Origin of the sequence: Pseudoflavonifractor capillosus, assembly GCF_016899775.1 — a bacterium.
GTDB lineage: Bacteria > Bacillota > Clostridia > Oscillospirales > Oscillospiraceae > Lawsonibacter.
This window is the reverse complement of record NZ_JACJJE010000024.1, coordinates 1-25,725: the sequence shown is the minus strand read 5'-3', so window position 1 is coordinate 25,725 and position 25,725 is coordinate 1. Positions and strand designations below refer to the sequence as shown.

General features: G+C 63.4%; 21 protein-coding genes and 1 tRNA gene. 6 read left to right on the top strand and 16 right to left on the bottom strand.

Going from position 1 to position 25,725, the window contains the following annotated elements; all coding sequences use genetic code 11:
• The first annotated feature begins 13 nt into the window (after window positions 1-13).
• Both H6B31_RS09170 and trhA read left to right on the top strand, forming a co-directional pair.
• On the top strand, window positions 14-2,461 hold the full coding sequence (locus H6B31_RS09170; protein WP_204898236.1) for an ATP-dependent Clp protease ATP-binding subunit: 2,448 nt from the start codon (window positions 14-16) through the stop codon (window positions 2,459-2,461).
• 151 nt (window positions 2,462-2,612) lie between these two features.
• Window positions 2,613-3,335 (top strand): PAQR family membrane homeostasis protein TrhA, encoded by a 723-nt coding sequence (trhA, locus tag H6B31_RS09165; protein WP_204898235.1) that lies wholly within the window; start codon window positions 2,613-2,615, stop codon window positions 3,333-3,335.
• A gap of 51 nt (window positions 3,336-3,386) precedes the next feature.
• Here the strand turns inward: trhA and H6B31_RS09160 are convergent, their stop codons facing one another.
• The 8 genes from H6B31_RS09160 to hemW all read right to left on the bottom strand — a co-directional run bounded on the left by H6B31_RS09160 (window position 3,387) and on the right by hemW (window position 11,885).
• The gene (locus H6B31_RS09160) at window positions 3,387-4,772 is read right to left on the bottom strand and encodes an MATE family efflux transporter (protein ID WP_204898234.1); all 1,386 of its coding nucleotides are present in this window, start codon (window positions 4,770-4,772) and stop codon (window positions 3,387-3,389) included.
• Window positions 4,773-5,044: 272 nt separating this feature from the next.
• Window positions 5,045-5,131: transfer RNA gene (locus tag H6B31_RS09155), tRNA-Leu, on the bottom strand.
• An 80-nt stretch (window positions 5,132-5,211) separates the two neighbouring features.
• A complete protein-coding gene (locus H6B31_RS09150; protein WP_204898233.1) occupies window positions 5,212-5,592 on the bottom strand; it encodes a DUF3783 domain-containing protein in 381 nt (126 codons plus the stop codon).
• 634 nt (window positions 5,593-6,226) lie between these two features.
• A complete protein-coding gene (locus tag H6B31_RS09145) occupies window positions 6,227-7,510 on the bottom strand; it encodes an O-acetylhomoserine aminocarboxypropyltransferase/cysteine synthase family protein (protein ID WP_204898232.1) in 1,284 nt (427 codons plus the stop codon).
• Window positions 7,511-7,657: 147 nt separating this feature from the next.
• Entirely contained in the window at window positions 7,658-8,140 is a 483-nt protein-coding gene (gene rlmH, locus H6B31_RS09140; RefSeq protein WP_204898231.1) for a 23S rRNA (pseudouridine(1915)-N(3))-methyltransferase RlmH, read from the bottom strand.
• Window positions 8,134-8,976: an MBL fold metallo-hydrolase gene (locus tag H6B31_RS09135; protein WP_204898230.1), complete on the bottom strand. Its 843-nt coding sequence runs from the start codon at window positions 8,974-8,976 to the stop codon at window positions 8,134-8,136. The genes rlmH and H6B31_RS09135 overlap by 7 nt, the downstream gene beginning before the upstream one ends.
• Window positions 8,977-9,102: 126 nt before the next feature.
• Window positions 9,103-10,395 carry a UDP-N-acetylglucosamine 1-carboxyvinyltransferase gene (gene murA / locus H6B31_RS09130; protein ID WP_087289674.1) on the bottom strand — a complete coding sequence of 431 codons (1,293 nt, stop codon included), beginning with the start codon at window positions 10,393-10,395 and terminating at the stop codon, window positions 9,103-9,105.
• A gap of 302 nt (window positions 10,396-10,697) precedes the next feature.
• Window positions 10,698-11,885: a radical SAM family heme chaperone HemW gene (hemW, locus tag H6B31_RS09125; protein WP_204898229.1), complete on the bottom strand. Its 1,188-nt coding sequence runs from the start codon at window positions 11,883-11,885 to the stop codon at window positions 10,698-10,700.
• Window positions 11,886-12,068: 183 nt separating this feature from the next.
• Here hemW and H6B31_RS09120 point away from each other — a divergent pair, with 183 nt between their 5' ends.
• Window positions 12,069-13,007: an AEC family transporter gene (locus H6B31_RS09120; RefSeq protein WP_204898228.1), complete on the top strand. Its 939-nt coding sequence runs from the start codon at window positions 12,069-12,071 to the stop codon at window positions 13,005-13,007.
• A 178-nt stretch (window positions 13,008-13,185) separates the two neighbouring features.
• Entirely contained in the window at window positions 13,186-13,794 is a 609-nt protein-coding gene (locus H6B31_RS09115; protein ID WP_204898227.1) for a helix-turn-helix domain-containing protein, read from the top strand.
• Between the two features lie 714 nt (window positions 13,795-14,508).
• On the opposite strand, the gene H6B31_RS09110 is transcribed toward H6B31_RS09115, so the two are convergent.
• From H6B31_RS09110 to dusB, 8 genes are all read right to left on the bottom strand, one after another.
• Window positions 14,509-15,222: a TIGR01906 family membrane protein gene (locus tag H6B31_RS09110; protein ID WP_204898226.1), complete on the bottom strand. Its 714-nt coding sequence runs from the start codon at window positions 15,220-15,222 to the stop codon at window positions 14,509-14,511.
• A gap of 11 nt (window positions 15,223-15,233) precedes the next feature.
• On the bottom strand, window positions 15,234-15,893 hold the full coding sequence (locus H6B31_RS09105) for a lysoplasmalogenase family protein (protein ID WP_204898225.1): 660 nt from the start codon (window positions 15,891-15,893) through the stop codon (window positions 15,234-15,236).
• A 720-nt stretch (window positions 15,894-16,613) separates the two neighbouring features.
• Window positions 16,614-16,832, bottom strand: a complete 219-nt coding sequence (locus H6B31_RS09100) for a hypothetical protein (RefSeq protein WP_204898224.1) — start codon at window positions 16,830-16,832, stop codon at window positions 16,614-16,616.
• A 43-nt stretch (window positions 16,833-16,875) separates the two neighbouring features.
• Window positions 16,876-18,951 (bottom strand): elongation factor G, encoded by a 2,076-nt coding sequence (locus tag H6B31_RS09095; RefSeq protein ID WP_204898223.1) that lies wholly within the window; start codon window positions 18,949-18,951, stop codon window positions 16,876-16,878.
• Window positions 18,952-19,223: 272 nt separating this feature from the next.
• Window positions 19,224-20,372, bottom strand: coding sequence for an anti-sigma factor family protein (locus H6B31_RS09090; RefSeq protein ID WP_204898222.1), 1,149 nt, complete (start codon window positions 20,370-20,372; stop codon window positions 19,224-19,226).
• Window positions 20,373-20,380: 8 nt separating this feature from the next.
• Window positions 20,381-20,998: an RNA polymerase sigma factor gene (locus H6B31_RS09085; protein WP_204898221.1), complete on the bottom strand. Its 618-nt coding sequence runs from the start codon at window positions 20,996-20,998 to the stop codon at window positions 20,381-20,383.
• A gap of 87 nt (window positions 20,999-21,085) precedes the next feature.
• Window positions 21,086-21,607 carry a GNAT family N-acetyltransferase gene (locus H6B31_RS09080; protein ID WP_204898220.1) on the bottom strand — a complete coding sequence of 174 codons (522 nt, stop codon included), beginning with the start codon at window positions 21,605-21,607 and terminating at the stop codon, window positions 21,086-21,088.
• A gap of 127 nt (window positions 21,608-21,734) precedes the next feature.
• Window positions 21,735-22,706: a tRNA dihydrouridine synthase DusB gene (gene dusB / locus H6B31_RS09075; protein ID WP_204898219.1), complete on the bottom strand. Its 972-nt coding sequence runs from the start codon at window positions 22,704-22,706 to the stop codon at window positions 21,735-21,737.
• 166 nt (window positions 22,707-22,872) lie between these two features.
• Here dusB and H6B31_RS09070 point away from each other — a divergent pair, with 166 nt between their 5' ends.
• Both H6B31_RS09070 and H6B31_RS09065 read left to right on the top strand, forming a co-directional pair.
• On the top strand, window positions 22,873-24,072 hold the full coding sequence (locus tag H6B31_RS09070) for an ATP-binding protein (RefSeq protein ID WP_204898218.1): 1,200 nt from the start codon (window positions 22,873-22,875) through the stop codon (window positions 24,070-24,072).
• 164 nt (window positions 24,073-24,236) lie between these two features.
• Window positions 24,237-25,256 (top strand): PepSY domain-containing protein, encoded by a 1,020-nt coding sequence (locus H6B31_RS09065; protein WP_204898217.1) that lies wholly within the window; start codon window positions 24,237-24,239, stop codon window positions 25,254-25,256.
• Window positions 25,257-25,725: the final 469 nt, after the last annotated feature.

Genomic DNA, 25,725 nt, shown 5'->3' with positions numbered 1-25,725 from the left:
GAGGCGATCCACAATGGCGGACAACCGCTTTACATCCACCGCCCTGGGGGCCATCCGGCTGGCCCAGGAAAATGCCGCCCGGCTGGGCCACAGCTATGTGGGCAGCGAACACCTCCTGCTGGGACTGGCCAGCCAGGAGTACAGCATGGCATCCCGCCTTCTCAGGGAGGCGGGGGCGGACAGCCAAACCCTCCGGGCGGCCATCGCCCAGCTGGTGGGCACCGGGGTCCCCAACCGCACCCTGCACCAGGGGCTGACTCCCCAGTGCTGCCAGGTGATCCAGCGGGCGGCGGCGGAGAGCCGCCGGCTCCACCAGACCTCCGTCAGCGCAGAGCACCTGCTGCTGGGGCTGCTGAAGGAGCCAAATTGTTCGGCGGTGCGGCTGCTGGCCGACTGCCAGGTGGACAGCAGCCGCCTCTACCAGGCGGTGTGCGCCTCCCTGGGCGGGGAGGAGAATCCCCTCCGGTCCATCCGCCGGGAGCCGGAGCGGGTCTCCGGGGACACCCGGCAGCTGGACCAGTGCGCCCGGGACTTGACGCGCATGGCCGCTGACGGCCGCCTGGACCCGGTGATCGGCCGGGAGGAGGAGCTCCGGCGGGTCATCCAGATTCTCTCCCGCCGCACCAAGAACAACCCCGCCCTCATCGGCGAGCCCGGTGTGGGCAAGACGGCGGTGGTGGAGGGGCTGGCCCTGGCCATCGCCGACGGCACCGCCCCCGCCCACCTGCTGGGCAGGCGGGTGTGCGCCCTGGACCTGTCCGCCATGGTGGCGGGCACCAAGTACCGGGGGGAGTTTGAGGAGAAGCTCAAGCACGTCCTTCAGGAGGTGCGCCGGGCGGGGAACATTATCCTGTTCATCGACGAGCTCCACACCATTGTGGGGGCGGGCTCCGCCGAGGGGGCCATCGACGCGGCAAACATCCTAAAGCCCGCCCTCTCCCGGGGGGAGATCCAGGTCATCGGGGCCACCACTCTGGACGAGTACCGGAAGTATATCGAGAAGGACTCCGCCCTGGAGCGGCGGTTCCAGCCCATCACCGTCCGGGAGCCCACCCGGGAGCAGACCCTGGCCATTTTGAAGGGCCTCCGGGGGCGGTATGAGTCCCACCACCACCTGACCATCACCGACCGCGCCCTGGAGACGGCGGTGGACCTGTCCATCCGCTACCTGCCCCAGCGGTTCCTGCCCGACAAGGCCATCGACCTGGTGGACGAGGCGGCTGCCCAGGCCCGGCTGTCCGCCCGGGCCCTCCCTCCCGAGCTGCGGCAGCTGGAGGAGCGGGCGGTCCAGGCGGGGCGGCAGCTGGCCCAGGCCATCCGTAAGCAGGACTTTGAGGAGGCCGCCATGCTCCGGGACGCGGAGGGGGACTTCCGGCGGGAGCTGGAGGCGGGCCGCCGCCGCTGGCAGAAGCAGCAGGTCCCCCGGTCCGTGGGGGAGGAGCACATCCGGGCGGTGCTGTCCCAGTGGACCGGGGTCCCGGTGTGCGACCCGGATGAGGCCGACCGGAAGGCCCTGGCCGGGCTGGAGGCCGCCCTGTGCCGGGACCTGCTGGGCCAGGACCAGGCGGCCCAGGCGGTGGCACGGGCCATCCGCCGGGGGCGGCTGGGGCTGAAGGACCCCCGGCGGCCGGTGGGCTGCTTCCTCCTGCTGGGCCCCACAGGGGTGGGCAAGACCCAGCTGTGCCGTTCCCTGGCCCGCACTCTGTTCGGCAGCGAGGAGGCACTCCTCCGCTTCGACATGTCCGAGTATATGGAGCCCCACAGCGTCTCCCGCCTCATCGGCTCCCCTCCGGGCTACGTGGGCCACGAGGAGGGGGGACAGCTTACCGAGCGGGTGCGCCGGAAGCCCTGGTCGGTGGTGCTGCTGGACGAGCTGGAGAAGGCCCACCGGGACGTGTGGTCCATCCTCCTCCAGGTGATGGAGGAGGGGGTGCTCACCGACGCCCAGGGGCGGAAAACCGACTTCCGAAATACCGTGCTGGTGATGACCTCCAACCTGGGGGCCCGTCATTTTCACCAAAAGGCCCGGCTGGGCTTCTCCCAGGGGCCGGAGGCCGACCGCTCCGCCCTGGAGCAGGCGGTGCTCCGGGAGGCCCAGAACACCTTCGCCCCGGAGTTTTTCAACCGCCTGGACGCCGCCCTGGTGTTCCACCCCCTGGACAGCCAGACCTTGGCCGCTATTACCCAGCAGATGCTCTCCCAGACGGGGGAACGGCTCTCCGCCATGGGGATCGGCCTCCAGGTGGAGCCGGAGGCGGTGTGGCTCCTGGCTCAGGCGGGAGCCGGCCAGGACTACGGCGCCCGCCCCCTCCGCCGGGCCATTGCCGCCCAGGTGGAGGACCCCGCCGCCGACCTGATGCTGGAGGGGTGCCTAAAAAAGGGGGACCGCCTCCAGGTATGGGCCGAGGAGGGACAAATCCGGGTTGGGCCAACCGGATTTCCCAATTTGCGCCAGTCTTAATATAATATTAAAAATTAGATTTGGTAGTTTTTTATATTGATATTCCCACAGGGCCGGGGTATACTGTATCTGACAAAGGAAATTTCAACCGGAACTTCCCAACATTCCGCGGGCCTGTTCCGGCTGTCCGGGAAAGAAAGGAGTGTTCTTGATGCGTGAACCTGCTGTGACCCTCGGCGCTGCGGTCCCCCGCGTAAAACCCCGCCGCCGGAAAGAGGTGCGGGACCCCTATGACGGCCTGCGGCCCTGGTCGGCCATCACCCACGGCATCGGCGCGGGGCTGGCGGTGATCGGCACTCTGCTGCTGGTGGGACGCTCCCTGTGGGAGGGGAACTGGTTCCACGCCGTGGTGTTTCTGATCTACGGCCTGTCCATGATCTGTCTGTACACCGCCAGCACCCTGTACCACTGTATCAATACCTCGGCGGCCAAGCGGATCGCTTTGCGGAAGTACGACCACTGCTCCATCTATCTGCTCATCGCCGGGAGCTACACCCCCATCTGCACCACCGTCCTCCGGGAGGACGGCGGAATCCCCCTCCTGTCGGTGATCTGGGCCCTGGCCTTTGCTGGGATCATCCTCACCATCGCCAAGCTGGACATCCCCCGCTGGCTCACCAGTGTCATCTATCTGGTGATGGGCTGGCTGTCCCTGGCGGCCATCGTCCCTCTGGTGCGGCTGCTGCCCACGGCGGGGATGGTGTGGCTGGTGCTGGGCGGCGTGCTGTACACCGTGGGCGGCGTGCTGTACGCGGTGAAGTGGCCGGGCCGGAACAACCCCCGCTTCGGCTGCCACGAGATCTTCCACGTGTTCATCCTCCTGGGCTCCCTGTGCCACTTCTTCCTGATGTACCAGGTGATCGCCCACCTATGAGCCAAATAAAAACCGTCTGAGCTCCACAGGATCTCAGACGGTTTTTTGCACTTATTTTTTAGGCAGGCTCAGGGGCTTGATCTCATGCAGATACACCCGGCGCAGGAAGACGGTGCACAGGGTCAGGGAGAACAGCTCCGCGATGGGGAAGGCCCACCACACCAGCTCCAGGTTTCCGGTGAGGGAGAGCAGGAAGCCCACCGGCAGGAGGACCACCAGCTGCCGCACCACGGACACCGTGAGGCTCAGTACCCCGTGGCCCAGGGCCTGGAACACGGAGGAGCACACAATGGCGTAGCCGGCAAAGAGGAAGCTCAGGGAGATGATCCGCAGGGCGGGCACGCCGATGGTGAGCATGTCGCCGCTGTCCCCCTCCGCCCGGAACAGGTTCAGCATGACGTCGGGGGCAAACTGGAAGATCAGCAGGCCCACCAGCATGATGCACACCGCGTAGGTGATGCTGAGCTTGATGGTCTTCATGATCCGGTCGGGACGGCGGGCCCCGTAGTTGAAAGCCACAATGGGCACCATGCCGTTGTTCAGTCCGAACACGGGCATAAAGATGAAGGACTGGAGCTTGAAGTACACTCCGAAGACCGCCGTGGCAGTGGTGGTGAAGGAGATGAGGATTTTATTCATGCCGAACACCATCACCGACCCGATGGACTGCATGATGATGGAGGGGATGCCCACGCTGTAGATACGGGCGATGATCCGCCCGTCCGGACGGAAGCCCCGGAACTGGAACTGGATGTCGTGGTTCCGGGTCAGGTTGAAGAAAATGGACAGGCAGGCGGCCAGGATCTGGCCCAGGACGGTGGCCAGGGCGGCTCCCGCCACCTCCATCCGGGGGAAGCCGAATAGTCCGAAGATCAGAATGGGGTCCATGATGATGTTGATAATGGCGCCCACCGCCTGGGTGATCATGGTGTAGAAGGTGCGCCCGGTGGCCTGGAGGACCCGGTCAAAGGTGATCTGTACAAACAGCCCCACCGACAGTCCGCATACAATGGTCATGTACTCCGTGCCGTAGTCCACAATGGCCTGCTGGCTGGTCTGCACCTGGAAAAATAACCGGGAGCAGGTCAGGCCGATGGCCATGAATACCAGGCAGCTGAGGACGGCCAGGAACAGTCCGTTCATGGCGGCGGCGTTGGCCCGGCGCTGGCGGCGCTCGCCCAGGCTCTTGGACAGCAGGGCGTTGATGCCCACGCCGGTTCCCACGGCCACGGCGATCATCAAATTCTGTACCGGGAAGGCCAGAGAGACGGCATTCAGCGCGTCCTCGCTGATCTGGGCCACAAAGTAGCTGTCCACCACGTTGTAGAGGGCCTGCACCAGCATGGAAATCATCATGGGGATGGCCATGGACAGCAGGAGCCGGTTGACCGGCATGGTGCCCATTTTATTTTCCGCAGGGGGCTGACGTTCGCTCATCACACACAACTCCTTTTTCTTTTCATCTCTTTTCTTGGGGCAAAGACGGGGAAAGCCAATATTTTGAGGGGCCAAACATATACCTGGAAACCGCCCAACCGGCCTTCTGGCCGGCGGCGCTTTTGCGCCGTACAAGGGTTTTCGCCGCAGACGAAAACCTTGGCGCAGGGCGAATTCATTTCGCCCGAGCATTTTAAATCAAAGGGTGGAGCCGCCCTCCGGGCGGCAAAACCCAAAAAGAAAGACATCTGCAACGCAGATGTCTTTCTTTTTGGTGCGGCTGACGGGAGTCGAACCCGTACGCCCGTCCGGACACAAGCACCTCAAGCTTGCCAGTCTACCAATTCCAGCACAGCCGCAGACAAGCGGTTTTCAAAAACCGCTTTATTATTATACTGTCACAGGACCGGTTTGTCAATGGTTTTTCCAGCTGAATCCCTCACTTTTTCTGCTGCCGCTGGGCCTGCATGGCCTCGTGCTCCCGGCGCAGCTCGGTCCACAGCTGCTGAGAGGTCCAGGTGCGGTTGGTGGGGGTGAGCATGGCCTTCAGGGCGATGCGGGGCAGGCCGGCCCGGCCCATGGCGGTGAGCAGGTGGTCCAGTTTCTCATGGGGGAGATTGCAGAACACCAGCATGGGGTCGGAGAATTCCTCCTCCACCGGTGCCTTCTCCTCGCTGCGGCCCAGCAGGTCCTCCAGCGTCAGGCCGTACTGGTCCGCCTCCACCGGGCGGATGCGCACCCGGAGCATGAGAAAAATCTGGCGCAGCTTAGCCCACTGCTCACCGTTGCAGTTGTACATCAGGACGGTTTCTACTGCCATAATGGATCTTCTCCTTTTTGAGATGGGCTCGGGGGTGTTTCGCCGCCTGCGGGCGGCGAGTGACTTTCTGGCCGGCCAGAAAGTCACCAAAGAGCCGCCAGGGGGATGGCTCAGGATGAGCGCTCCGCGCTCATATTCGCCGTCCCCCTGGACCCCCATTACGGGGGACGCGTGCCTGTGGGATAGTGCAGAACTTCCGGCGCGCAAAATCTGAGTGGCTTTCCGCGATTTCTCCCGGGCCACTGGGCCCTGGGTTTGCAAAAATGATAGCTGGTGCGGTTCCGGCCATGCGCCTGGCTTTGCCGAACCATCGCCCCCGGTGCGTTTTCACCGCAGGGGCGGCCCTTGCAGTCGCCCGCGAAGGCCGCCTCTACACGCTTCACGCTCAACGCTCCACTCTAAAAGCTCAGACGTTGGCCAGAGCCTGTTCCAGGTCGGCAATGACATCTTTGGCGTCTTCGATGCCCGCCCAACCGCCTGTTTCAGGCGGTTGGGGTCCCTTCGGGATTGAATACGTCTGGGTAGAAATGAATTCTACCCAGACGACAAGATTTTGCTGCGCAAAATGCTTGCGCGCGCCAAACGGCGCGCCCCCACTGCGTGGGGCCCCTCCGTGGGCTGGGGCAAATTTTTCTTAAACTGCAGCCAGAGCCTGTTCCAGGTCAGCGATAATATCTTTGGCGTCTTCAATGCCCACGGAGAAGCGGACCAGGTCGGGGGACACACCGGCGGCAGCCAGCTCCTCGTCGTTCATCTGCCGGTGGGTGGAGGAGGCGGGGTGGAGCACGCAGGTCTTGGCGTCGGCCACATGGGTGGCGATGGAGGCCAGCTTCAGCCCGGCCATGAACTTCTCTGCCGCGGCCCGGCCGCCCTTCACGCCGAAGACCACCACGCCGCAGGTGCCGTTGGGCAGGTACTTTTTGGCGCGCTCGTAGTATTTATCTCCGGGCAGGCCGGCATACTCCACCCAGGCGATCTTCTCGTGGCCCTGGAGGTACTCGGCCACCGCCTGGGCGTTCTCACAGTGCTTCTTCATCCGCAGGGGCAGGGTCTCCAGGCCCACATTCAGCAGAAAACAGTTGTGGGGGGAGGGGATGGAGCCCAGGTCCCGCATGAGCTGGACGGTGGCCTTGGTGATATAGGCCCCACCCAGTCCGAAGCGCTGGGTATAGGTCACCCCGTGGTAGCTCTCGTCGGGGGTGGTGAGGCCGGGGAACTTGTCCGCGTGGGCGTTCCAGTCAAAGTTGCCGCTGTCCACGATGGCGCCGCCCACGGTGAGGGCGTGGCCGTCCATATACTTGGTGGTGGAGTGGGTGACGATGTCGCAGCCCCACTGGAAGGGGCGGCAGTTCACCGGGGTGGCGAAGGTGTTGTCCATGATGAGGGGCACCCCGTGGGCGTGGGCCGCCTTGGCAAACTTCTCAATATCCAGGATGGTGAGGGCGGGGTTGGCGATGGTCTCGCCGAACACTGCCTTGGTGTTGGGCCGGAAGGCGGCGTTCAGCTCCTCCTCGGAACACTCCGGGTCCACGAAGGTGAACTCGATGCCCATGCGCTTCATGGTGACGGCGAACAGGTTGAAGGTGCCTCCGTAGATGGAGGTGGATGAGATCACATGGTCCCCACAGCCGGCGATGTTGAAGATGGCGTAGAAGTTGGCCGCCTGTCCGGAGGACAGGAGCATGGCCGCGGTGCCCCCCTCCAGGGCGCAGATTTTGGCCGCCACCATGTCGTTGGTGGGGTTCTGCAGGCGGGTGTAGAAGTAGCCGCTGGCCTCCAGGTCGAACAGCTTGCCCATCTCCTCGCTGGTCTCATAGCGGAAGGTGGTGGACTGGATGATGGGGATGTTCCGGGGCTCCCCGTTGCCGGGGCGGTAGCCCGCGTGGAGGCAGTCGGTGGAGATCTGATAATCGGACATGGAAATTCCTTCTTTCTGAATGGTCCGGCGGAGAGAAAACCCGCTCCGGGAATTTTTGATATGAAAAATGGTAGCGTGCTTTTTCCCGTTTGTCAAGCGGTTCCGGAAAAAACCAGTGCGGAGAGGCCGTCCTCTCCGCACGAAACTCTATTTGTGGTAGCTGGACCCCTCCTGGATCTTGAAGGCCCGGTAGAGCTGCTCCAGCAGCATGACCCGGGCCAGGTGGTGGGGAAAGGTCATGGGGGACATGGACAGGCGTACCCAGGCCTCCGCCTTCAGGGCGGGGTCCAGGCCGTAGGAGCCGCCGATGACAAAGACCAGATGCTTGGCGGAGCTGTGCTCCCAGGTGGAGAGCAGCTTGGCAAAGTCCTCGCTGGAGCGCTCCTTGCCCTCCACGCACAGGGCGACCACGCTGGCGCTGGGGGGCAGCTTGGCCCGGATGGCCTGGGCCTCTTTGAAAAGAGCCTGGTCGATCTGCCCCTGGGTGGGATTCTGGGGCAGCTTCTCCTCGGGCAGCTCCACCAGGGTCAGCCTGCAGTAGGCGGACAGGCGCTTCTGGTACTCCGCCGCCGCCTCCAGATAAAACTTCTCCTTCAGCTTGCCCACGCAGATGAGATGGACGCTCAGCATAGGGCCGCCCCCTCCCGCAGCGGAAAGGAGACCATGTCCCGGCCCCGCTCCAGACGGAACACCGGGCCGCACTCCTTCCGGGGAGCCACGGTGAGGGAGATATCCCGCTCCGGGTCGATCCCCCCGGCGGACAGGCGGCGGGACACCACATCCCGGGCCCGGGCGGGGGTGTTGTTCTCCGAGGACAGGTGGGCCAAAACCACCGTCCGGGCCCCGGACTCCACCGCCAGGGCGGCCAGCTCCGCCCCCATCTCGTTGGACAGGTGGCCCTGATCCCCCAGAATGCGCTGCTTTAAATAGTAGGGGTAGGGGCCGGACTTCACCCAGTCCTCGTCATGGTTTGCCTCGCACACCAGCAGGTCGCAGCCCTGGACCGCCTGGAGCACCGCCGGAGTGAGCCGGCCCAGGTCAGTGGCCACCGCCGCCTTGCATCCCTCCCCGGTGAGGGTGTAGCCCACGCTGCACGCTGCGTCGTGGGAGGTGGCAAAGGAACCCACCCACAGCTCGCCCACCGGAAACCCGTCCCCCGGGTCAAACTCCCGGCACAGCCCATCCAGAAAGGGGATGCGGTAACAAAGCTGCCGCAGGGTGGGGGCAGTGGCGTATACCGGCAGCTTCAGCTGCTTGGTGAGGGTGGTCAGACCGGAGATGTGGTCGCTGTGCTCGTGGGTGACCAGCACGCCGCTGAGGGAGGCGGGGTCCACCCCCAAATTCTTGAGAGCGGTGGTGATCCGTCGGGCGGAGATGCCCGCGTCCACCAGCAGGCGGGTGGCGCCGCAGCTCACCAGCGCGCAGTTTCCGCTGGAACCGCTGGCCAGCGTCGTATATGTCAGCACAGAAAACTTCCCCCATTCATAATAGATAGGAGATAGCAGATAGGAAATAGGAGCGGGCCTTGCGCCGGTCCATGCTCCCGTCAGCTCCTATCTTCTATCTCCTAACTCCTATCTCGTATCTCAGTATCAGCCCGCCTGGGACTTGGCGTCCTCGTCGGGAACGGTGATGGTGCGGATGTCGGCGCCCACACCGGCCAGCTTGCCCACCAGGTTCTCATAGCCCCGCTCGATGTGGTAGATCCCGTCCACCTCGGTGACGCCCTGGGCGGCCAGTCCGGCGATGACCATAGCCGCTCCGGCCCGCAGGTCGCAGGCGTGGACCGGGGCCCCGGTGAGGGCGGGCACACCCTCGATGACGGCCACCTTGCCGTCCACCTGGATGTGGGCCCCCATGCGGCGGAACTCATCCACATAGCGGTAGCGGCTGTCCCACACCCCCTCGGTGAGGACGCTGGTACCGTTGGCCAGACACAGGACAGCGGCGATCTGGGGCTGCATATCGGTGGGGAAGCCCGGGTAGGGCATGGTCTTCACATTGGTGCGGCTGATCGGGCCGCTGCGGCGGACCCGGACGGCGTCGTCCAGCTCCTCCACCTCCACCCCCATCTCCACCAGCTTGGCGGTGATGCAGTCCAGGTGCTTGGGGATGACGTTCTGAATGAGCACATCCCCGCCGGCGGCGGCCACGGCGGCCATATAGGTACCGGCTTCGATCTGGTCGGGGATGATGGAGTAGGCCCCGCCCCGGAGCTGCTTCACGCCCCGGATCTTGATGACGTCGGTGCCCGCCCCCATGATGTTGGCCCCCATGGAGTTGAGGAAATTGGCCAGGTCCACGATGTGGGGCTCCTTGGCCGCGTTCTCAATAATGGTCATGCCGTCGGCCAGCACGGCGGCCAGCATGATGTTCATGGTGGCGCCCACAGACACCATGTCCAGGTACACCTGTCCGCCGGCCAGACGGCCGCCGGGCACCTTGGCGCAGATGAGGCCGCTGCGCACGTCTACGTCGGCCCCCATGGACACAAAGCCCTTCACATGCTGGTCAATGGGCCGTCCGCCCAGGTCGCAGCCCCCGGGCAGGGGGACCTCCGCCCAGCCGAAGCGGCCCAGCAGAGCGCCCACCAGGTAGTAGCTGGCGCGGATCTTCCGGGCCAGCTCATAGGGGACCTGCCGGTTGCGGATGTGGGAACAGTCGATGTCCACGGTGGTGCGGTTGACGGTGCGGATGTCCGCCCCCAGCTCCTGGAGGATCTGGAGAATCAAAGTCACGTCGCTGATCTGGGGAATATTTTCAATGCGGCATACCCCGTCCACCAAAAGGGCGGCGGGGATGATGGCGACAGCGGCGTTTTTGGCGCCGCTGATGGTGATGCTTCCACGAAGGGGCTTTCCGCCCTGAATGTGATATTTTGTCAAATCTGGCACCCTCTCGATCCATATTCATTAGATTGGGGTCTATATAAGATCATATGGCCAAAGCCATAACATATCGAAATCAAGCATGCGCGCAACACAGGCGGCGCATGGAAACAAATATATTATAGCATCAGTATGTCCAAAAGGCAATGAAATTTACAGAGTAGACATAAAATTGTGAAAAAAGTAAGAACAAATGAGGTTTTTTGAGGTGCCTTGGGCAAGATGCAATGATTTCATCTCCTGCCATTCTCCGCCTCTCCGGCTGGAAGGGCCGTCCGCCCGGACCCGGCCTGTTTTCTTCAGGCCTGGTCCTGTCTGGGGCGGATCAGATCCTCCCAGCTGGCCTGCTCCTGCCGGTCCAGCAGGTCGCCGATGAGCTGGTTGGACACCAGGAAGCCCCTGGGGGTGAGCCGCCAGCGCCCGTCCGTCTCCTCCGCCCAGCCCTGGGCGGCAAACTCCCGCAGGCGGGCCTCCAGGGGAGCGAAGTCCATGAAATAGGTGTGGCGGTACTCCCGGCCGTCCACACCCCGAACGGTGCGCAGGCGGAGCATCAGATACTCCCCGCACCGCTCCCTCTGGGGGATGAGCTCGGAGGAGTCGATGATGTCGCCCCCCTCCAGCACCCCCCGGATGTAGGCGTCCAGGTCCCGGACAAAGGAGTAGCGCCGCCCCCCAAAGTCCGAGTGGGCCCCGGGCCCGAAGCCGATATAGGGCCGGGTGAGCCAGTAGCGCAGGTTGTGCCGGGATTCGTACCCCGGCTTGGCGAAGTTGGAGATCTCATACTGGGGGAGCCCCGCCCGCTCCAGCCGGCCCACCGTCCACAGGTACAGGTCGGCCTGCTGGTCGTCGTCGGGCAGCACCTCCCCCTCCGCCACCCGGCGGGCCAGGGGGGTGCCCTCCTCCACCTTCAGGCCGTAGCAGGACAGGTGCTGGGGGATGAGGGACAGGGCGTGCTCCACCGTGGCCTTCCAGCTCTCCATGGTCTGCCCCGGCAGGCCGTAGATCAGATCCAGGGACAGGTTGGTGAACTTGGCCTTCCAGGCCGCCTCCACCGCCTGGTTGGTCTGCTGGGGGGTGTGGATGCGGTGGATGGCCCGCAGCTCCGCCTCCTGGGCGGACTGCATCCCCATGGACAGACGGTTCACCCCCGCCTTGCGCAGAATGCGCAGGGACTTCAGATCCACGCTGTCCGGGTTGCACTCCACGGTGATCTCCGCGTCCTTTTCCACCTGGAACAGCTTGGACAAGTGGGTGAGCAGCTCCTTGATGCGCTTGGCCCCGTAGTAGCTGGGGGTGCCGCCGCCGAAGTAGATGGAGTCCACCGGGTAGCCCTGGGCCAGGGGGGCGGTCTCCTTCAGATGGGCCAGCAGGGCCTTCTGATACCGGTCCATCTGGTCCTCCCGCCCCGCCAGGGAGTAGAAGTCACAGTAGTCGCATTTACTGCGGCAGAAGGGAATATGGATGTAAATACCCAGCTTGTCCGCCATGGAGACACACCTCGACAAAAAAGTTTCACCGTATTATATCCCATCCGGAGCGGGAGCGCAAGCGGAGAAACGCCGGCCGTCCCGTTTTCCCGGGTGACAACCGGCTCTTTTTTTGCTACAATGCTCCTTGTAAGCCGGCCCTGCTGCGGCCGGGAACCATCTGAGGAAGAGGGGCGCGGCGCCATGCTGGACATTCGGGATGTGTTTTCCAACCTATTCGGCCTGTTTCTGCTCATCGGGGTGGGGTATGGGGCCGTCCGGCTCCGCGTGCTGCCCGCCTCCGCCTCCAAAATGCTCAGCAGCCTGCTGATGAATGTCACCATGCCCGCCACCATCCTCACCTCTCTGGTGCGGCCCTATGACCCCGCGTTTCTCCGCACCGGGGGGCTGGAGGTGGTTCTGGGCCTAGCCCTCTACATCCTGTACGGAGTGATCAGCGCCCTGCTGGCCCGGCCGTTCCGTGTCACCAGGGAGCGGCGGGGGCTGTGGACCTTCGCCTGTGCCTTTAACAACAACGGTTTTATGGGCTTTCCCATCGCCCTGGCTCTCTTTGGGGAGGAGGGGCTGGCCCTGGCCGTCTTTTTGGGCATCCCCTTCAACCTGCTGGCCTACACCACCGGGGCCACCCTCATCTGCATGGACCGCAGCGCCTCCGGGGATGCGCCCCCGGTCTCCTGGCGGTCCATCCTGCTCACGGTGGTCAACGGAGCCACCCTACTGGGTCTCATCCTCTATGCCGCCCAAATTCCCATTCCCGAGGTGATCGACACCCCGCTCACCTATCTGGCCGACGTGACCACTCCGCTGTCCATGCTGATCATCGGCATGAACCTCACCGGCGGAAGCGTCTCCGCCCTGCTCCGGAACCGGGACGTCCTCTCCTCCGCCTTTCTGCGCCTGCTGCTCCTGCCGCTGCTCACCTGGGGAATTCTGATGCTCCTCCCGGTGGAGGACCCTCTGGTCATCGGCGTCACCCTGATTATCATGGCCATGCCCTCCCCCGCCGTCACCTCCATCCTGGCGGAGACCTACGGGGGCGACACCCAGTTTGCCTCTGAGGCGGTGTTCTTGTCCAGCCTGCTGTGTCTGGTCACTATCCCGCTGATCTCCCTGCTGCTGTGAGGCCGCCCCTAGTTAGACCGTCCCCACAGGGTTCTATCCCGCCCAAATTTCATACGCTTCCGCCCAATTCAACCGCTGGTTGAGCGGCCGGCACCCGCGGACAGACGGAGCTCAACCGATTGTATGTGGTGATTCGGATCTGGAAATCGTATGATCAGGTCAGAAAGGAGGTGCGCCCATGGATCAGGAAAAAATCGGCGCATTCATCGCCCAATGCCGGAAAGAGGCCGGCTACACCCAGGCCGCCCTGGGGGAGAAGCTGGGGATCACAGACCGGGCGGTCTCCAAATGGGAGACTGGAAAAAGCATGCCGGACCCATCCCTGATGCTGGAGCTGTGCGGACTTCTCCATATCAATGTCAATGAGCTCCTGACCGGGGCGCGGATGGACATGGAGCAGTATCAGGAACAAGCGGAGAAACACCTGCTGGAGCTGCAGCGCCAGGAGGCGGAGCAGAACAAAAAGCTCCTCTCTCTGGAGACGGTGATCGCCGCCTCGGCCACGGTCAACTATCTGGTCATGATATTCGCCGCCGTCTTCGCGGTGGAGATGCTGGCATGGCGGCTGGCGCTGATACTCACCGGGCTGGTGATCCTGGTGGTGGCCATCGCCTATGCCCTGCGCATCGAGCACGACGCGGGCTACTATGAGTGTCCCCACTGCGGCGCCCGGTATATCCCCACCATGCGGGCGGTGGTGCTGGCCCCGCACATCGGACGGAGCCGGAGCATGAAATGTCCCCGCTGCGGACAGCGGGGATACCACAAAAAGGTATTGACCAAATGATGCGTTTCCGGGGCTGCCTCAGAGGGGCGGCCCCGTGTTTTATCCGGAGCCGGCGTCCTTCCGCCGCCCCCAAAAAGCAAAAGAAATAACCCCTGATCGTCTTCCGTAGTTCTGACAATCAGGGGTTATTTCTGGTGCTTCTTGTTATCTAACATCATATGGTTACCTCTCTTTCTGCAGATTCTCCAATTCCACACGTTCCGCCTGCAAGTTTCCATCCTGCGTTCAACTCGTTCTTCTGCGCTCCTCTGAGCTGCACCCCTCACACATGAGGTCCTGTTCTGTTGCGCGATTTCGTCCTTCTTGTGGCATTCTGTGGAGTTTTGGAGTGGGGTCCAGATGTTCTTCTCCGGCCGGCGCGCGTTGCTTGGAACTGAATGGACAGTTACTTCTTGGTGCCTGGGAACCTTGAATTTCCTTTGGTCTGCTTCCGTGTTTTCTGCGTTCCAGGGGTTTTCAGGATTCTTGGGTTACACTTAGGAGATCACTGCTTGGGTTCCGAAAATTTTCTTTCCTTTCCGCGCCTTTCTCAATCGAACTTCTTTATTTCAATCTCAGCCGCCGAATCCGGTGACATCTGGGGTCCAGGTTTCTTACCACATTGGTATCACCCTTTCTGGCTATAATATAGCACTCGGCCCCGGATTTGTCAACCGGTTTTAGAGGAAATTACAAATCTTTTTGCAGGATTTTTGAAAATCACTTGCAGACGTCTCACTGCCCCGCTCCGCCGGAACAGCCCGGGCAGGAGGTAGGGACCGCCTGTCCCTTCTTTCTCCGGCGGCCCGCCAGCAGGTCCGCCGCGATCAGAACTGCGCACCAGAATACCAGCAGGACCAGAATCAGAATGGCGCAGTTGCGGAAAAAGTCCTCCGGAAGCAGGAGGATAATGGGGTCGGTGCGCCAATCGAAGATCCAGTTGGTCTTGCCCGGGAAGAAAATGGAGTGGAAGATCACGAACGCCCGGTCAAAATCTGTGGCGGCCAGGGCGCCCACCGCCAGAAAGACGGCGGCCAGCCCCGCCGCGGCCCAGAAGCCCGGCCCGCGGCCCAGCAGACGGGCAGGAGTGAGCCGACGCTTCCGGGCAAAGAGAAACAGGAGCACAAGGGCCGCCGCCGACAGGACCAGCAGCACCAGGTCCAGTTGGAACAGCACACGCACGTCGGCAAAGTGGTCCCGGCCTGACTCCGACCAGGAGAGCACCCCCACAGAGAAGTCCTGCCGCAGGCCCAGGCAGAAGTCCAGCATTTCATCAAAGGCCTGCTTGATCTGGTCCACCGTCAGCCCGGTGTATTCGGGGAGGGACATGGCCTCAATGTGGGCATAGTAGAAGGGCCGGCACAGGATGGGCACGGCGATGGACCCGGACAGCACCAGCACGGCGGTGGCCAGGGCGGTCAGCAGAGAGAGTAGTTTGCTGGATTTCAAGATCAGTCACCTCAGGTCAAAGATTCCGGCAGCCCGGACAGGGCGATAAGCACCTGTCCCGGCAGGTAAAACAGCCACATCCCCACCCGGGCAGCCTGGAAAACCGCGTCCGGAAGGGAACCTGGAAATTGATAGGCGGCCACGCACAGGTCGCAGCACAGGAACAGGCACAGGCCGGCGGCGAAGATCCGCGCCCGCCGCCCCGGGCAGCCCAGACTGAGCAGGGCGTTGCACAGGAAGTTGGAGAAGTAAAATAGCGCCAGGATATTCAGGACGGTGAGCAGTTTCAGGGCGCGCAGCGCCCCCAGGGACAGCAGGAACAGCCCCAGCCGGGCCCCCCACAGACTCCGGCGCCCCTTGGGATACAGCCGGAGAAAGTAACACAGCTGCACCCCACAAAACAGCAGCACGCCCGCGGCGTAGTGGGCGTCCAGCTCCAGCAGAAAGGTGTCCGCCGCCCCGGTGAGGACCAGGGCCAGGGCTGTCAGACGGTCCCCGCCTCCAAACAGGGCCCACAGCAGGGAGAACAGCGCGCACAACAGAATGGCGGCGTATTTGACCGGTGTGGAGCCGGCGCCGCCGGGGGACAGATCCTGCCACAGAAAGGTCCCGTAGAGAGCTCCCTCCGCCAGAAGAAAGGGCAGCACGCCGGGACGGCGCAGATCGTTCATACCAGGACTTCTTTCCGCCTGGCTTCTCCAGGCATACGGTCATCATAGCACAGGTTCTGGGGAAAAACAAGGCGAGGCGGGGAGTGAAAATACAGGGGATTTCGCCGCCTGCGGGCGGCGACCTACTTTGCCCATGGCGGCAAAGTAGGCAAAACGCCACCGGGGACAGCTCAGGATGGGCACTGGCGTGCCCATATTCGCCTTACCCCGGACCCCGTTTTACGGGAGTCCCTCCTGAGAAGTTCAGCAAAATTTTCGGCGCGTGGAAATCTGAGTGACAATCTAAATTCCTTCCGGGCCACTGGGCCCTGGGTGCGCAAAAATTTCCGCTGGTGCGTTTCAACTGCTGCGCCTGCCTTTGCCGAGCAGGCGGCGGCTGGTGCTGGGCTGTAGGGTACGGCCTCCTGGACGCACCGCGTACATCTGCGGGCCGGCCAGTGTCCGGCCCCTACGAAAAAGAAGTGCCCACATCCAGATCCGTCGTAGGGGCGGCTATCAGCCGCCCGCAAGCCTTCCCCTTTAGGGGAAGGTGACGAACACATGCGAGGCGGATGAGGTGGGCTCTGGAACCGCAGAGAACCCTCGAGGGGCCGGCCGGTGTCCGGCCCCTACGGGAATGGGATAGCTTCTGTATCCGCCGTAGGGGCGGCACACCGGGCCGCCCATGATTGTATAAAGAAAACAGTCGCCCCGGTTGGAGCGGCTGTTTTACGTTTGGAATCAGCCTTCCTCGGCCAGCGCCTTGGCGGCGGCGATTGCCTTCTCCTGAGCCATGGGAGGGCAGTCCCGCCCCACCAGCGTAAACGCTGGCGGGGACCCCGTTATTTTGAAATCCTCGGGCGGAGTAAATCCGCCCTGCGGCGAGATTTTGCCTTCGGCAAAATGCTCGAGCGGCGCAAAGGCGCCGGGGCGCTGCCGCGCCCTGAGGGCTGCCCCCATAAAAACAGCCACCCCGGTTGGGGCGGCTGTTTTACGTTTGGAATCAGCCTTCCTCTGCCAGCGCCTTGGCGGCGGCGATAGCCTTCTCCTGAGCCATGGGAGGGCAGTCCTCATAGCGGACGAAGTGGAAGGTGAAGGACCCGCGGCTCTGGGTCATGGCCCGCAGATCGATGGCGTAGGAGGTCATCTCCGCCATGGGCACCTCGGCCTCGATGATCTGCTCTCCGCCGGGGGCGGGGTTCATGCCCATCACGCGGCCGCGGCGCTTGTTCAGATCGCCGATCACGTCGCCCATATAGCTGTCGGGCACGGTGACCTTCAGCTCGCCCACCGGCTCCAGCAGCACGGGGCTGGCCTCGGGCATGGCGGCCTTATAGGCCAGCTGAGCGGCCGTCTTAAAGGCGATTTCCGAGGAGTCCACGGGGTGATAGCTTCCATCGTACAGCACGGCCTTCAGGTTGACCACCGGGTAGCCGGCCAGCGGCCCGTGAACACAGGCCTCCCGGAGGCCCTTCTCCACGGCGGGGAAAAAGTTCTTGGGCACAGAACCGCCGAAGACCTCCTCGGCAAACTCCATCTCCTCCGCGTCGGGGTTGGGCTCGAAGCGGATCCACACGTCGCCGAACTGGCCGGAACCGCCGGTCTGCTTCTTGTGGCGGCCCTGCTTGGAGACGGTCTTGCGGATCTTCTCCCGGTAGGGAACGCGGGGCGTCTTCAGCTCCGCCTCCACATTGAAGCGGCTCTTCAGCTTGGAGACCAGCACATCCACCTGGATATCGCCGGCGGCGTAAATGACCATCTGATGGGTCTCGGCGTTGTTCTCCACCCGGAAGGAGGGGTCCTCCTCGTTCATCCGGTTCAGACCCTGGGCCACCTTGTCCTCCTGGCCGCGGGTCTTGGGGGAGATGGCCACCGAGTAGTTGGGCTCGGCGAAGGGGATGGGGGCCAGGGAGATGACCTTTCGGGCGTCGCACAGGGTGTCGCCGGTCTTGACCTTCTCCATCTTGCCGATGGCGCCGATGTCGCCGCAGGAGAGCTCCTTGACCTCCTCGGCCTTCTTGCCCCGCATCTGATACAGACGGCCCAGCTTCTCGCTGCTGCCGGTGCGGGAGTCCACCAGGGTCAGGTCGGGGGTGATGTTGCCGGACAGGACCTTGATGAAGGAGTACTTGCCGTACTGGTCGGCCACAGTCTTAAAGACGAAGGCGCAGGGCACGCCGCCGGGAGCCACGGCGAACTCCTCCTTGGTGCCGTCGGGGGCGGTTCCCTTGCGCATGTTGCCCTCGGCGGGGTTGGGAAGCAGGTCCACAATGTGGTCCATGAGCATCAGGGAGCCCATGGTGTTGATGGCGGAGCCGCACAGCACGGGGAACAGGGACAGCTCCCGCACGCCCTGGCGCAGGCCCTGGATCATCTCCACATAGGTGAAGTCCTCGCCGGAGAAGAACTTGTCCATGAACTCCTCGCTGGTCTCGGCCACCGACTCCTTCAGGGCGTCGTTGAACTCGGTAACCACTTCGTCCTTCCCCTCGGGGAGGTCGATCTCCACCCGCTTGCCGTTCTGCATCTCATAGGCGCGCTTGTTCAGCACGTCGATGATGCCGGTGACCCGCTTGTTGTCGTCCCAGATGGGGACCACCAGGGGGGCGATCTTGTTGCCGAAGCGCTCCCGCAGGGCGTCGAAGGTGGCGTTGTAGTCGGAGTTTTCCTCGTCGGTCTTGGAGATATAGATGAAACGGGGCATATCCCGCTCTTCGCAGTACTTCCACGCCTTCTCCAGGCCCACGCTGATGCCGTCCTTGGCGGAGCAGACGATAATGGCCGCGTCGGCCACGGTGAGGGCCTCCATCACGTCGCCGGCAAAGTCAAAGGCGCCGGGGGCATCCAGAATGTTGATCTTACAGCCCTTGTACTCCAGAGGGGCCACAGAGGTGGAGATGGAAATCTGACGTTTGATCTCCTCCGGATCATAGTCGCACACGGTGTTTCCGTCCGCGGCTTTGCCCATGCGGTCGATGGCGCCGGTCATATAGAGCAGGCTCTCCGTCAGAGCGGTCTTGCCGCTCCCGCTGTGGCCCAGAAGGCAGACATTGCGGATGTTTTGTACAGAATAGCTCATGGTTGCTTCCACTCCTTAAAGTTTAGACGTCGGTGTCACACAGGAGAACGGGTGGCCGCCCGCCCATGGTACAATCTGTTGGTTATTATAACGTAATTTCCCCGTTCTGGCAACTGTTTTTTCGGGCGTATCCACGGTTCGCCGTCGGCTTTCCTTGAAAAAACAGGTTCATTTTTTGGAAAAGTAACTAAAAACAGCCCGTTTGTTCAAGTTCACCAACCTTATGCTGGGCATAAAAAATCCCGCCCGGATTCGGGCGGGAAGAAAATCATTCAGTTGGCCAGCTCCTCCGGGCTGGACGGGAGTTCCTCCGCTGGGAGGAGCACCACCGCGCAGGGCTCGGTCCAGGGCGGCTCCGGGAGGTCCGCCTCCACACCCTGCCGGGCGAGGAGGGCCTGAACGGCCTCCAGCTCCTCCGCCGTCACAGTACACCAGCGGGCGCCGTCCTCCTCCTGGGTCCACTCCTCCCGGGCGGGGAGAAGCTCCTCCGCCTCCTGGGGAAGGGCGGACAGCACCAGGGCGGTCCCCTCTCCCCAAGGGGGCGGGGCCGTTTCGGCCGCGGCTCCGTTTTCCGGCGGCTCGGCTGCCGCTCCGTCCGGACCGGGCTCCTGCGCCTGTTCATCCTGCTTTGTGCCCTGAGTCTGGGAATCCAGCTCGGGCTCGTCCTGGAGCAGGGCGTCCGGAGCGCCCCCCTGAACCTGGGGCTCCGTCTCCTCCTCCGGCTCCCGGATCGTGACCGGCTCCTGTTCAGACTGGGAGCCGGAACTGTCTGTATTGGGCGTGTGGGCGTATGCCTCCGGAATCTCCGGGCTCTCCTGGCCTAAAATGCTGCGGGTGTCCGCGACCGGAGCCTCCTCGGTCTGGGAGCAGGCGGTCTCCTCCTGACCGGAGGGCAGGGAGGATTCCGCTTTCTCCGGAGCATCCTCTTCCGGCGCGTCCGCCTGAGCCGGTGCGGGCTGTGCGTCGGCGGGGTCCTCCTCCTGCGCGGGCTCCATCTCATCCAGAAGGCTGCGGGAGGAGGCGTCTTCCTGTCCCGCGCTCTGGCTGGCGGCGGAGGGCTCATCCACTACATTCTCACGGCTCCCCAAACCAGCCCCGTGCCAGAGTCCCAGGCAGAGGACCGCACAGGCGGCCAGCCCGGCAAGGTTCCGCCATCCGGCCCGGTTCCAGCGGGGGGCGGGCCGGCGGGCCGGGGCCGCCTCCGCCTGGATCTGCTCCATCACCCGGGCGGACAGCTCCGCCGGAGCGGGGGTCTCACCGATCTCCCGGAGCGCGTCTTCCATCTGAAACAGGGCCTCATAGGCCGTCCGGCACTCCGGGCAGGACTCCAGGTGCTCCTCCAGCGCCTGCCGCTCCTCCAGAGGCAGCGGACCGTCCAGGGCCTGGCTCATCCGCTCCAGCGCCTCTTCGCATGTCAGCATATCGGCGTTCACCCCCCTCTCCTGCTCTTTGTCTGCTTAGACGGAGTTTCTAGGGAAAAGTTCCCCTCCTGGACCAAAAATTTTTTTAGTGCCAGCCGAGCCCGGGCGATGCGGGATTTTACCGTCCCCAGGTCCAGGTCCAATACCGCGCCGATCTCCTGATAGGACATCCCGGACAGCTCCCGCATGACCAGCACCTGCCGGTGGTGGTCGGGCAGGGCCTGGAGGCCCCGCTCCACCGCCCGGCGCAGCTCCCTCCGCTCCAGCTCCTCCTCCGGGGAGCCCCGGGGGTCCGCCGGCTCGGGCAGGGGGGCCTCCTCGTCGTCCAGGGAGTGAGGGCTCTCCCCCTGCTGCCGCCGCTTCCGCTTCCGGAGAAAGTCGATGCAGGCGTTGCTGGCCAGGCGGTACACCCAGGTGGAGAAGCTGCTGTTTCCCTGGAAGGAGCCAAGTCCCCGCCAGGCGTTGAAGAAGGTCTCCTGGGCCAAATCCAGGGCGTCCTCCCGGTCCCCAGTCATCCGAAGGCACAGGGTGTACACCCGGTCCTGGCTGTCCAGCATCAGCTGTTCAAAGGCGGCTGTGTCCCCGGCCCTGGCCCGGGACACCAGCTCCTGCTCTGTCTGTGTCATACCCTGTCCCCCTCTCTCTCCATGCGGAGAGGCGGCCATCGGCCGCCTGTAACATGATGAAGGATTCCCGCGCGCCCCGCGGTATGTTCAGGAAAATGTCTGCTCCAGGCTCTCCAAGTCCTCCCAGGCCAGGGCCCAGGAGAGCGCGCCGTCCCAGTCGTGGAAGGCGCAGAGCTCCCTCGCCCCCATGCTCCGGTAGAGCTGCTCGGCCCGGCGGTTGCCCTGGACCACATAGATGACCAGCTCCTGAAACCCGCTCTCCCGGGCCCACCGGGCCGCCCGGGCGATGAGCCTCCTACCCCAGCCGCCCCCCTGGGCCTCGGGGGCCACATGGAGCGAGTCCAGCAGGGCGCTGTTCTCCCGCTCCGGGAAGGGGCGGCAGGCCACAAGGCCGGCCACGGACCCGTCCCGCTCCAGGACGAACAGGCCGTTCTCCTTCTGCTCCCGATAGCGGGTCCACTTGTCCTGGCTCTTTTCTGGGGTCATCTCATCCAATACCCAATCCGGGATCAGTCCCCGGTAGGTCCGCTGCCAGCTGTCGGTGTACAGCCGTCCCACCGCCTCCATATCCGCTTCCCGGGCCGGGCGAATCTCTGTGCTCTGCTTCATCCGATCCCCTCCACATAAATTGAGATGTGAGATAGGAGATAGGAGTGATGGAGTCCGGCGGAGCCGGACGATTTCATTGCGCGCTGCGCGCTCCATAACTTCTACCTCCTATCTCCTCACTCCTATCTCAGCAAAGGTCCCGTTTGATCCCTTTTGTAACCCGGTACACGTCCTCCAGGGTGGTGATCTTCACGATCTGTTCCTTATAGTAGCCCGCGTGGGGAACCCCTTTCAGGTACCAGGCGTAGTGCCGCCGGGCCTCCAGGCAGGCAATTTTCTCCCCCTTGTTGGCGGCAGACAGCTCAAACTGCCGCACCGCCGTGTCGCACCGCTCCGACAGGGGCGGCATGGGCGGGATCTCCCGCCCCTCCAGGGCGGCCCTGCACTGGGCGAACAGCCAGGGGTTGCCGAAAATCCCCCGGCCGATCATGGCGATATCCGCCCCGGTGTATTTCAGGATGCGGGGAGCGTCCTCCGGCTTGAATACATCCCCGTTAGCTATCACCGGGATGTGCACCGCCTTCTTCACCTCCCGAATCCAGTCCCAGTTGGCGGTGCCGGCGTACATCTGCACCTTGGTGCGGCCGTGGACGGCCACCGCCGCCGCCCCCGCCTCCTCCATGGCCCGGGCAAACTCCACGCAGTTGATGGAGCCCTTGTCCCAGCCCAGGCGGAACTTCACCGTGACGGGACAGCCCGCCCCCCGGACCACCGCCTCCATCACCTTCACCGCCAGGTCGGGATTTCGCATCAGGCCGGAGCCGTCCCCGGAGTTGGCCACCTTGGGCACGGGACAGCCCATGTTGATGTCGATGAAGTCGGCCCCGGACACCTGGTGAGCAATGGCGGCCGCCTCCTGCATGCACACCGGGTCGCTGCCGAAGATCTGGGCGGCGGCGGGGTGCTCCCCGTCCCCCAGCTTCAAAAGGGGGATGGACTTCTTGTCCTGGAAGCACAGGGCCTTGGAGCTGACCATCTCCGTGCAGGTGAGCCCCGCCCCCTGCTCCCGGCAGATGGTGCGGAAGGCCACGTCGGTGACCCCCGCCATGGGGGCCAGGGCCAGGGGCGTTTTGATTTCGATTCCTCCAATGGATACCATATCAATACAATCCGGCGGAGCGGCCCGCTGGCCGTCCCTCCGCCGTCTCTATCCTTTCTCTGGTCTAAGCCGGTCCATTGTATCACACCCCCACAGCCGTTGACAAGGGCGGCGGCAGACATTAAAATTGAGGTAATGCTGCATGCAAAGAGAGCGAGGAACTTCCATGAATCTGATTCTTCTGCGCGCCCAGCTGCGGGGGCTGTCCGCCTTCCGCTCCCTGCTGGACACCCCCATGCTGAAAGACGCGCTTCAACTGCTGGATGCCGCGGCCCGTCGGGACGGGGAGGGGGCCCTGGCCGCCTATGACCAGATGTTTTACCGTCTGAAGGCGGAGGGGTACTCCGGCCTGGGGACCTGGATGTGGGATACCCTCCGGTACACAGAGACCCCCTATGGAGATCTGGCCGGCTCTGGCCGCTCCGACCCGGAGCTGGAGGGGGCCGCCCGCCGGGATGTGGACGCCCTTCTCCAGCTGGCCCGGCTGGGGGCGGAGGACATCCGCGTCGCCCTGAAGCCCATTTTGACGGAGGAGTATGTCTCTGTGCTGGACAACCTCCCCGCCTGGGAGACAGGGGCCCCCTTCACTTTTGAGGAGCTCGCCGCCTTTTACCGGGAAAACGGGGCCGGGCTGTACGCCAAATACCGGGCCTTTCTCTGGGAGGAGGGCCGGCTTGTCCCCGTGGCCGATCCGGACTGTCCCCACCCAGTGGAGCTGCTGGGCTATGACCAGCAGCGAAAGCAGGTGCTGGACAACACCCGCCTCCTGGTGGAGGGGAAGCCCTCCAACAATGTGCTCCTCTTCGGCGACGGGGGGACGGGCAAGTCGGCCACGGTGAAATCCATGCTCTATCTGCCCGGTATGGAGAACCTGCGGCTCATCGAGATTCAGAAGGAGAATCTGGTGGGCATGCCCCGGCTCATCCGCTCCCTGGCCGGACGGCGGCAGAGCTTTATTCTGTTCATCGACGACCTGGCCTTCGACCAGGACGACAAGACCTACTCCTCTCTGAAAACCATTCTGGAGGGCGGCCTGGAGAAACGCCCCCTGAATGTGGCCATCTACGCCACCTCCAACCGCCGCCACCTGGTGCGGCAGACCTTCTCCGACCGGGCGGGGGACGAGGTGGATGCCTTCGAGACCATCTCGGAAAAGACCGCTCTGGCCGAGCGCTTTGGCCTGCGCATCCCCTATATGACCATGAGCAAGGCGGAGTACCTGGCCCTCATCGACCACCTGGCCGGGCTGTACCACGTGGAGATGAACCGGGAGGTCCTCCACGCCAAGGCCATGGAGTGGGAGATCCGCCACGCGGGGCGCACCCCCCGGGTGGCCCGGCAGTTTATCGCCAGCCTGAACCTGTAACCCCCACAGAGCGCCCGGGCCGCCGATGCGGTCCGGGCGCTCTGTACTCCCCGCTGAAAAATTTTTAAAAAATTTTGCGTCCCCTGCAATAAACTTCCTCTCCGCCGCATTATACAGTTGAAAGCACAAAACCACTGCCACAAAACGACAGGAGGAATTTTATTATGAAAAAGAATCTCAAGACCTGGATCGCCGGCGGCGCCGCCCTCACCCTGCTGGTGGGCGTCCTGACCATCCCCACGCTGGCTGCCACCGGCTCCCAGACCGCCCGTCTGGATTACGCCAACATGAAGGTCACCCTCAACGGCCATACCTTGGATCTGCGGGACGCCAGCGGCAACTCCGTGGAGCCCTTCACCATCAACGGCACCACTTACCTGCCCGTGGCCTCCATCGGAAAGGCCCTAGGCCTGAACGTGGGCTGGGACAACAGCACCAAGACCGTAATCCTCACCTCCGGCCAGGGGACTCAGACCACCCCCAGCACCGGAAATACCGCCGGCACCGGCGCTTACATCGGTGAGGCCAAGGCCAAGGAGATCGCCCTAGACCACGCCGGCCTGTCCGCCTCCCAGGTAAACTTTGTGCGCAGCACCTTGGAGTACGACGACGGCCGCGCCGTATACGACGTGGACTTCTGGAGCGGAAACAAGGAGTATGACTACGAGATCGACGCCAAGGCGGGGACCATCCTCAGCTATGACTTTGATATCGAGGGCTACACCCCTGGCGGCTCCACCGCCCAGTCCGGCACCGACATCGGCGCGGAGCGGGCCAAGACCATCGCGCTGAACCACGCGGGGATCTCCGCCTCCAACGCGGTATTCCTCCACGCCAAGCTGGACTACGACGACGGCCGCCGGATCTACGAGGTGGAGTTCTACAGCGGCAGCAAGGAGTACGACTATGAGATCGACGCGGCCACCGGCCAGATCCTGAGCTTTGACTACGACGCCGAGCACTACACCCCCTCCGCCGCCTCCGGAAACTACATCGGCGAGGCCAAGGCCAAGCAGATCGTGGAGCAGCGGGCCGGTACCACCGGCACCTACCGGGAATTCAAGCTGGAGCGGGACGACGGCCGCATGGTCTACGAGGGTGAGCTGCGCAGCGGCTGGACCGAATATGAGTTCACCATTGACGCCCTCACCGGGACCATCCTGGAGTGGGAAGTGGACCACTGATCTGTTTGCATCGATGCCATGAAACAGGCCCGTCTTTTCCCCCTGCTCCCTCATCCTGCGTCAGGCATTCCGGCAAAAGGCTTGTTTTTAGGAAGATGCACTCTTGCTGTATATAAAATCACTCCGTGAGGCGTGCTTGTTTCAGCGCTATTTATATCGGATATTGGAAAACTATCCGCAGCTTTGATGCGCCGTGCTTTCCTCTGCCTCTCCGGTCTACCAGATGTCTACCAGGTCTACCGACGGGAACCGTTGCCGCTCAACGGTTCCCGGCTTTTTTGCGTTTCGTCGTTTTGACGGGCGGTCTACCAGCGGTCTACCAGGCTCATTTTTGGGGGAGAAAACCACGGTTTTCTCCCCCTTTTTTTGTCTTTTTGCAACGCTTTGAAGGGTGCAAGGGGCGTTATGCTGTCATAGTTGGCTGAAAATCCCTTTTTCTTCTAGTTTAAGGGAGTTTCTTCCTTGTTTT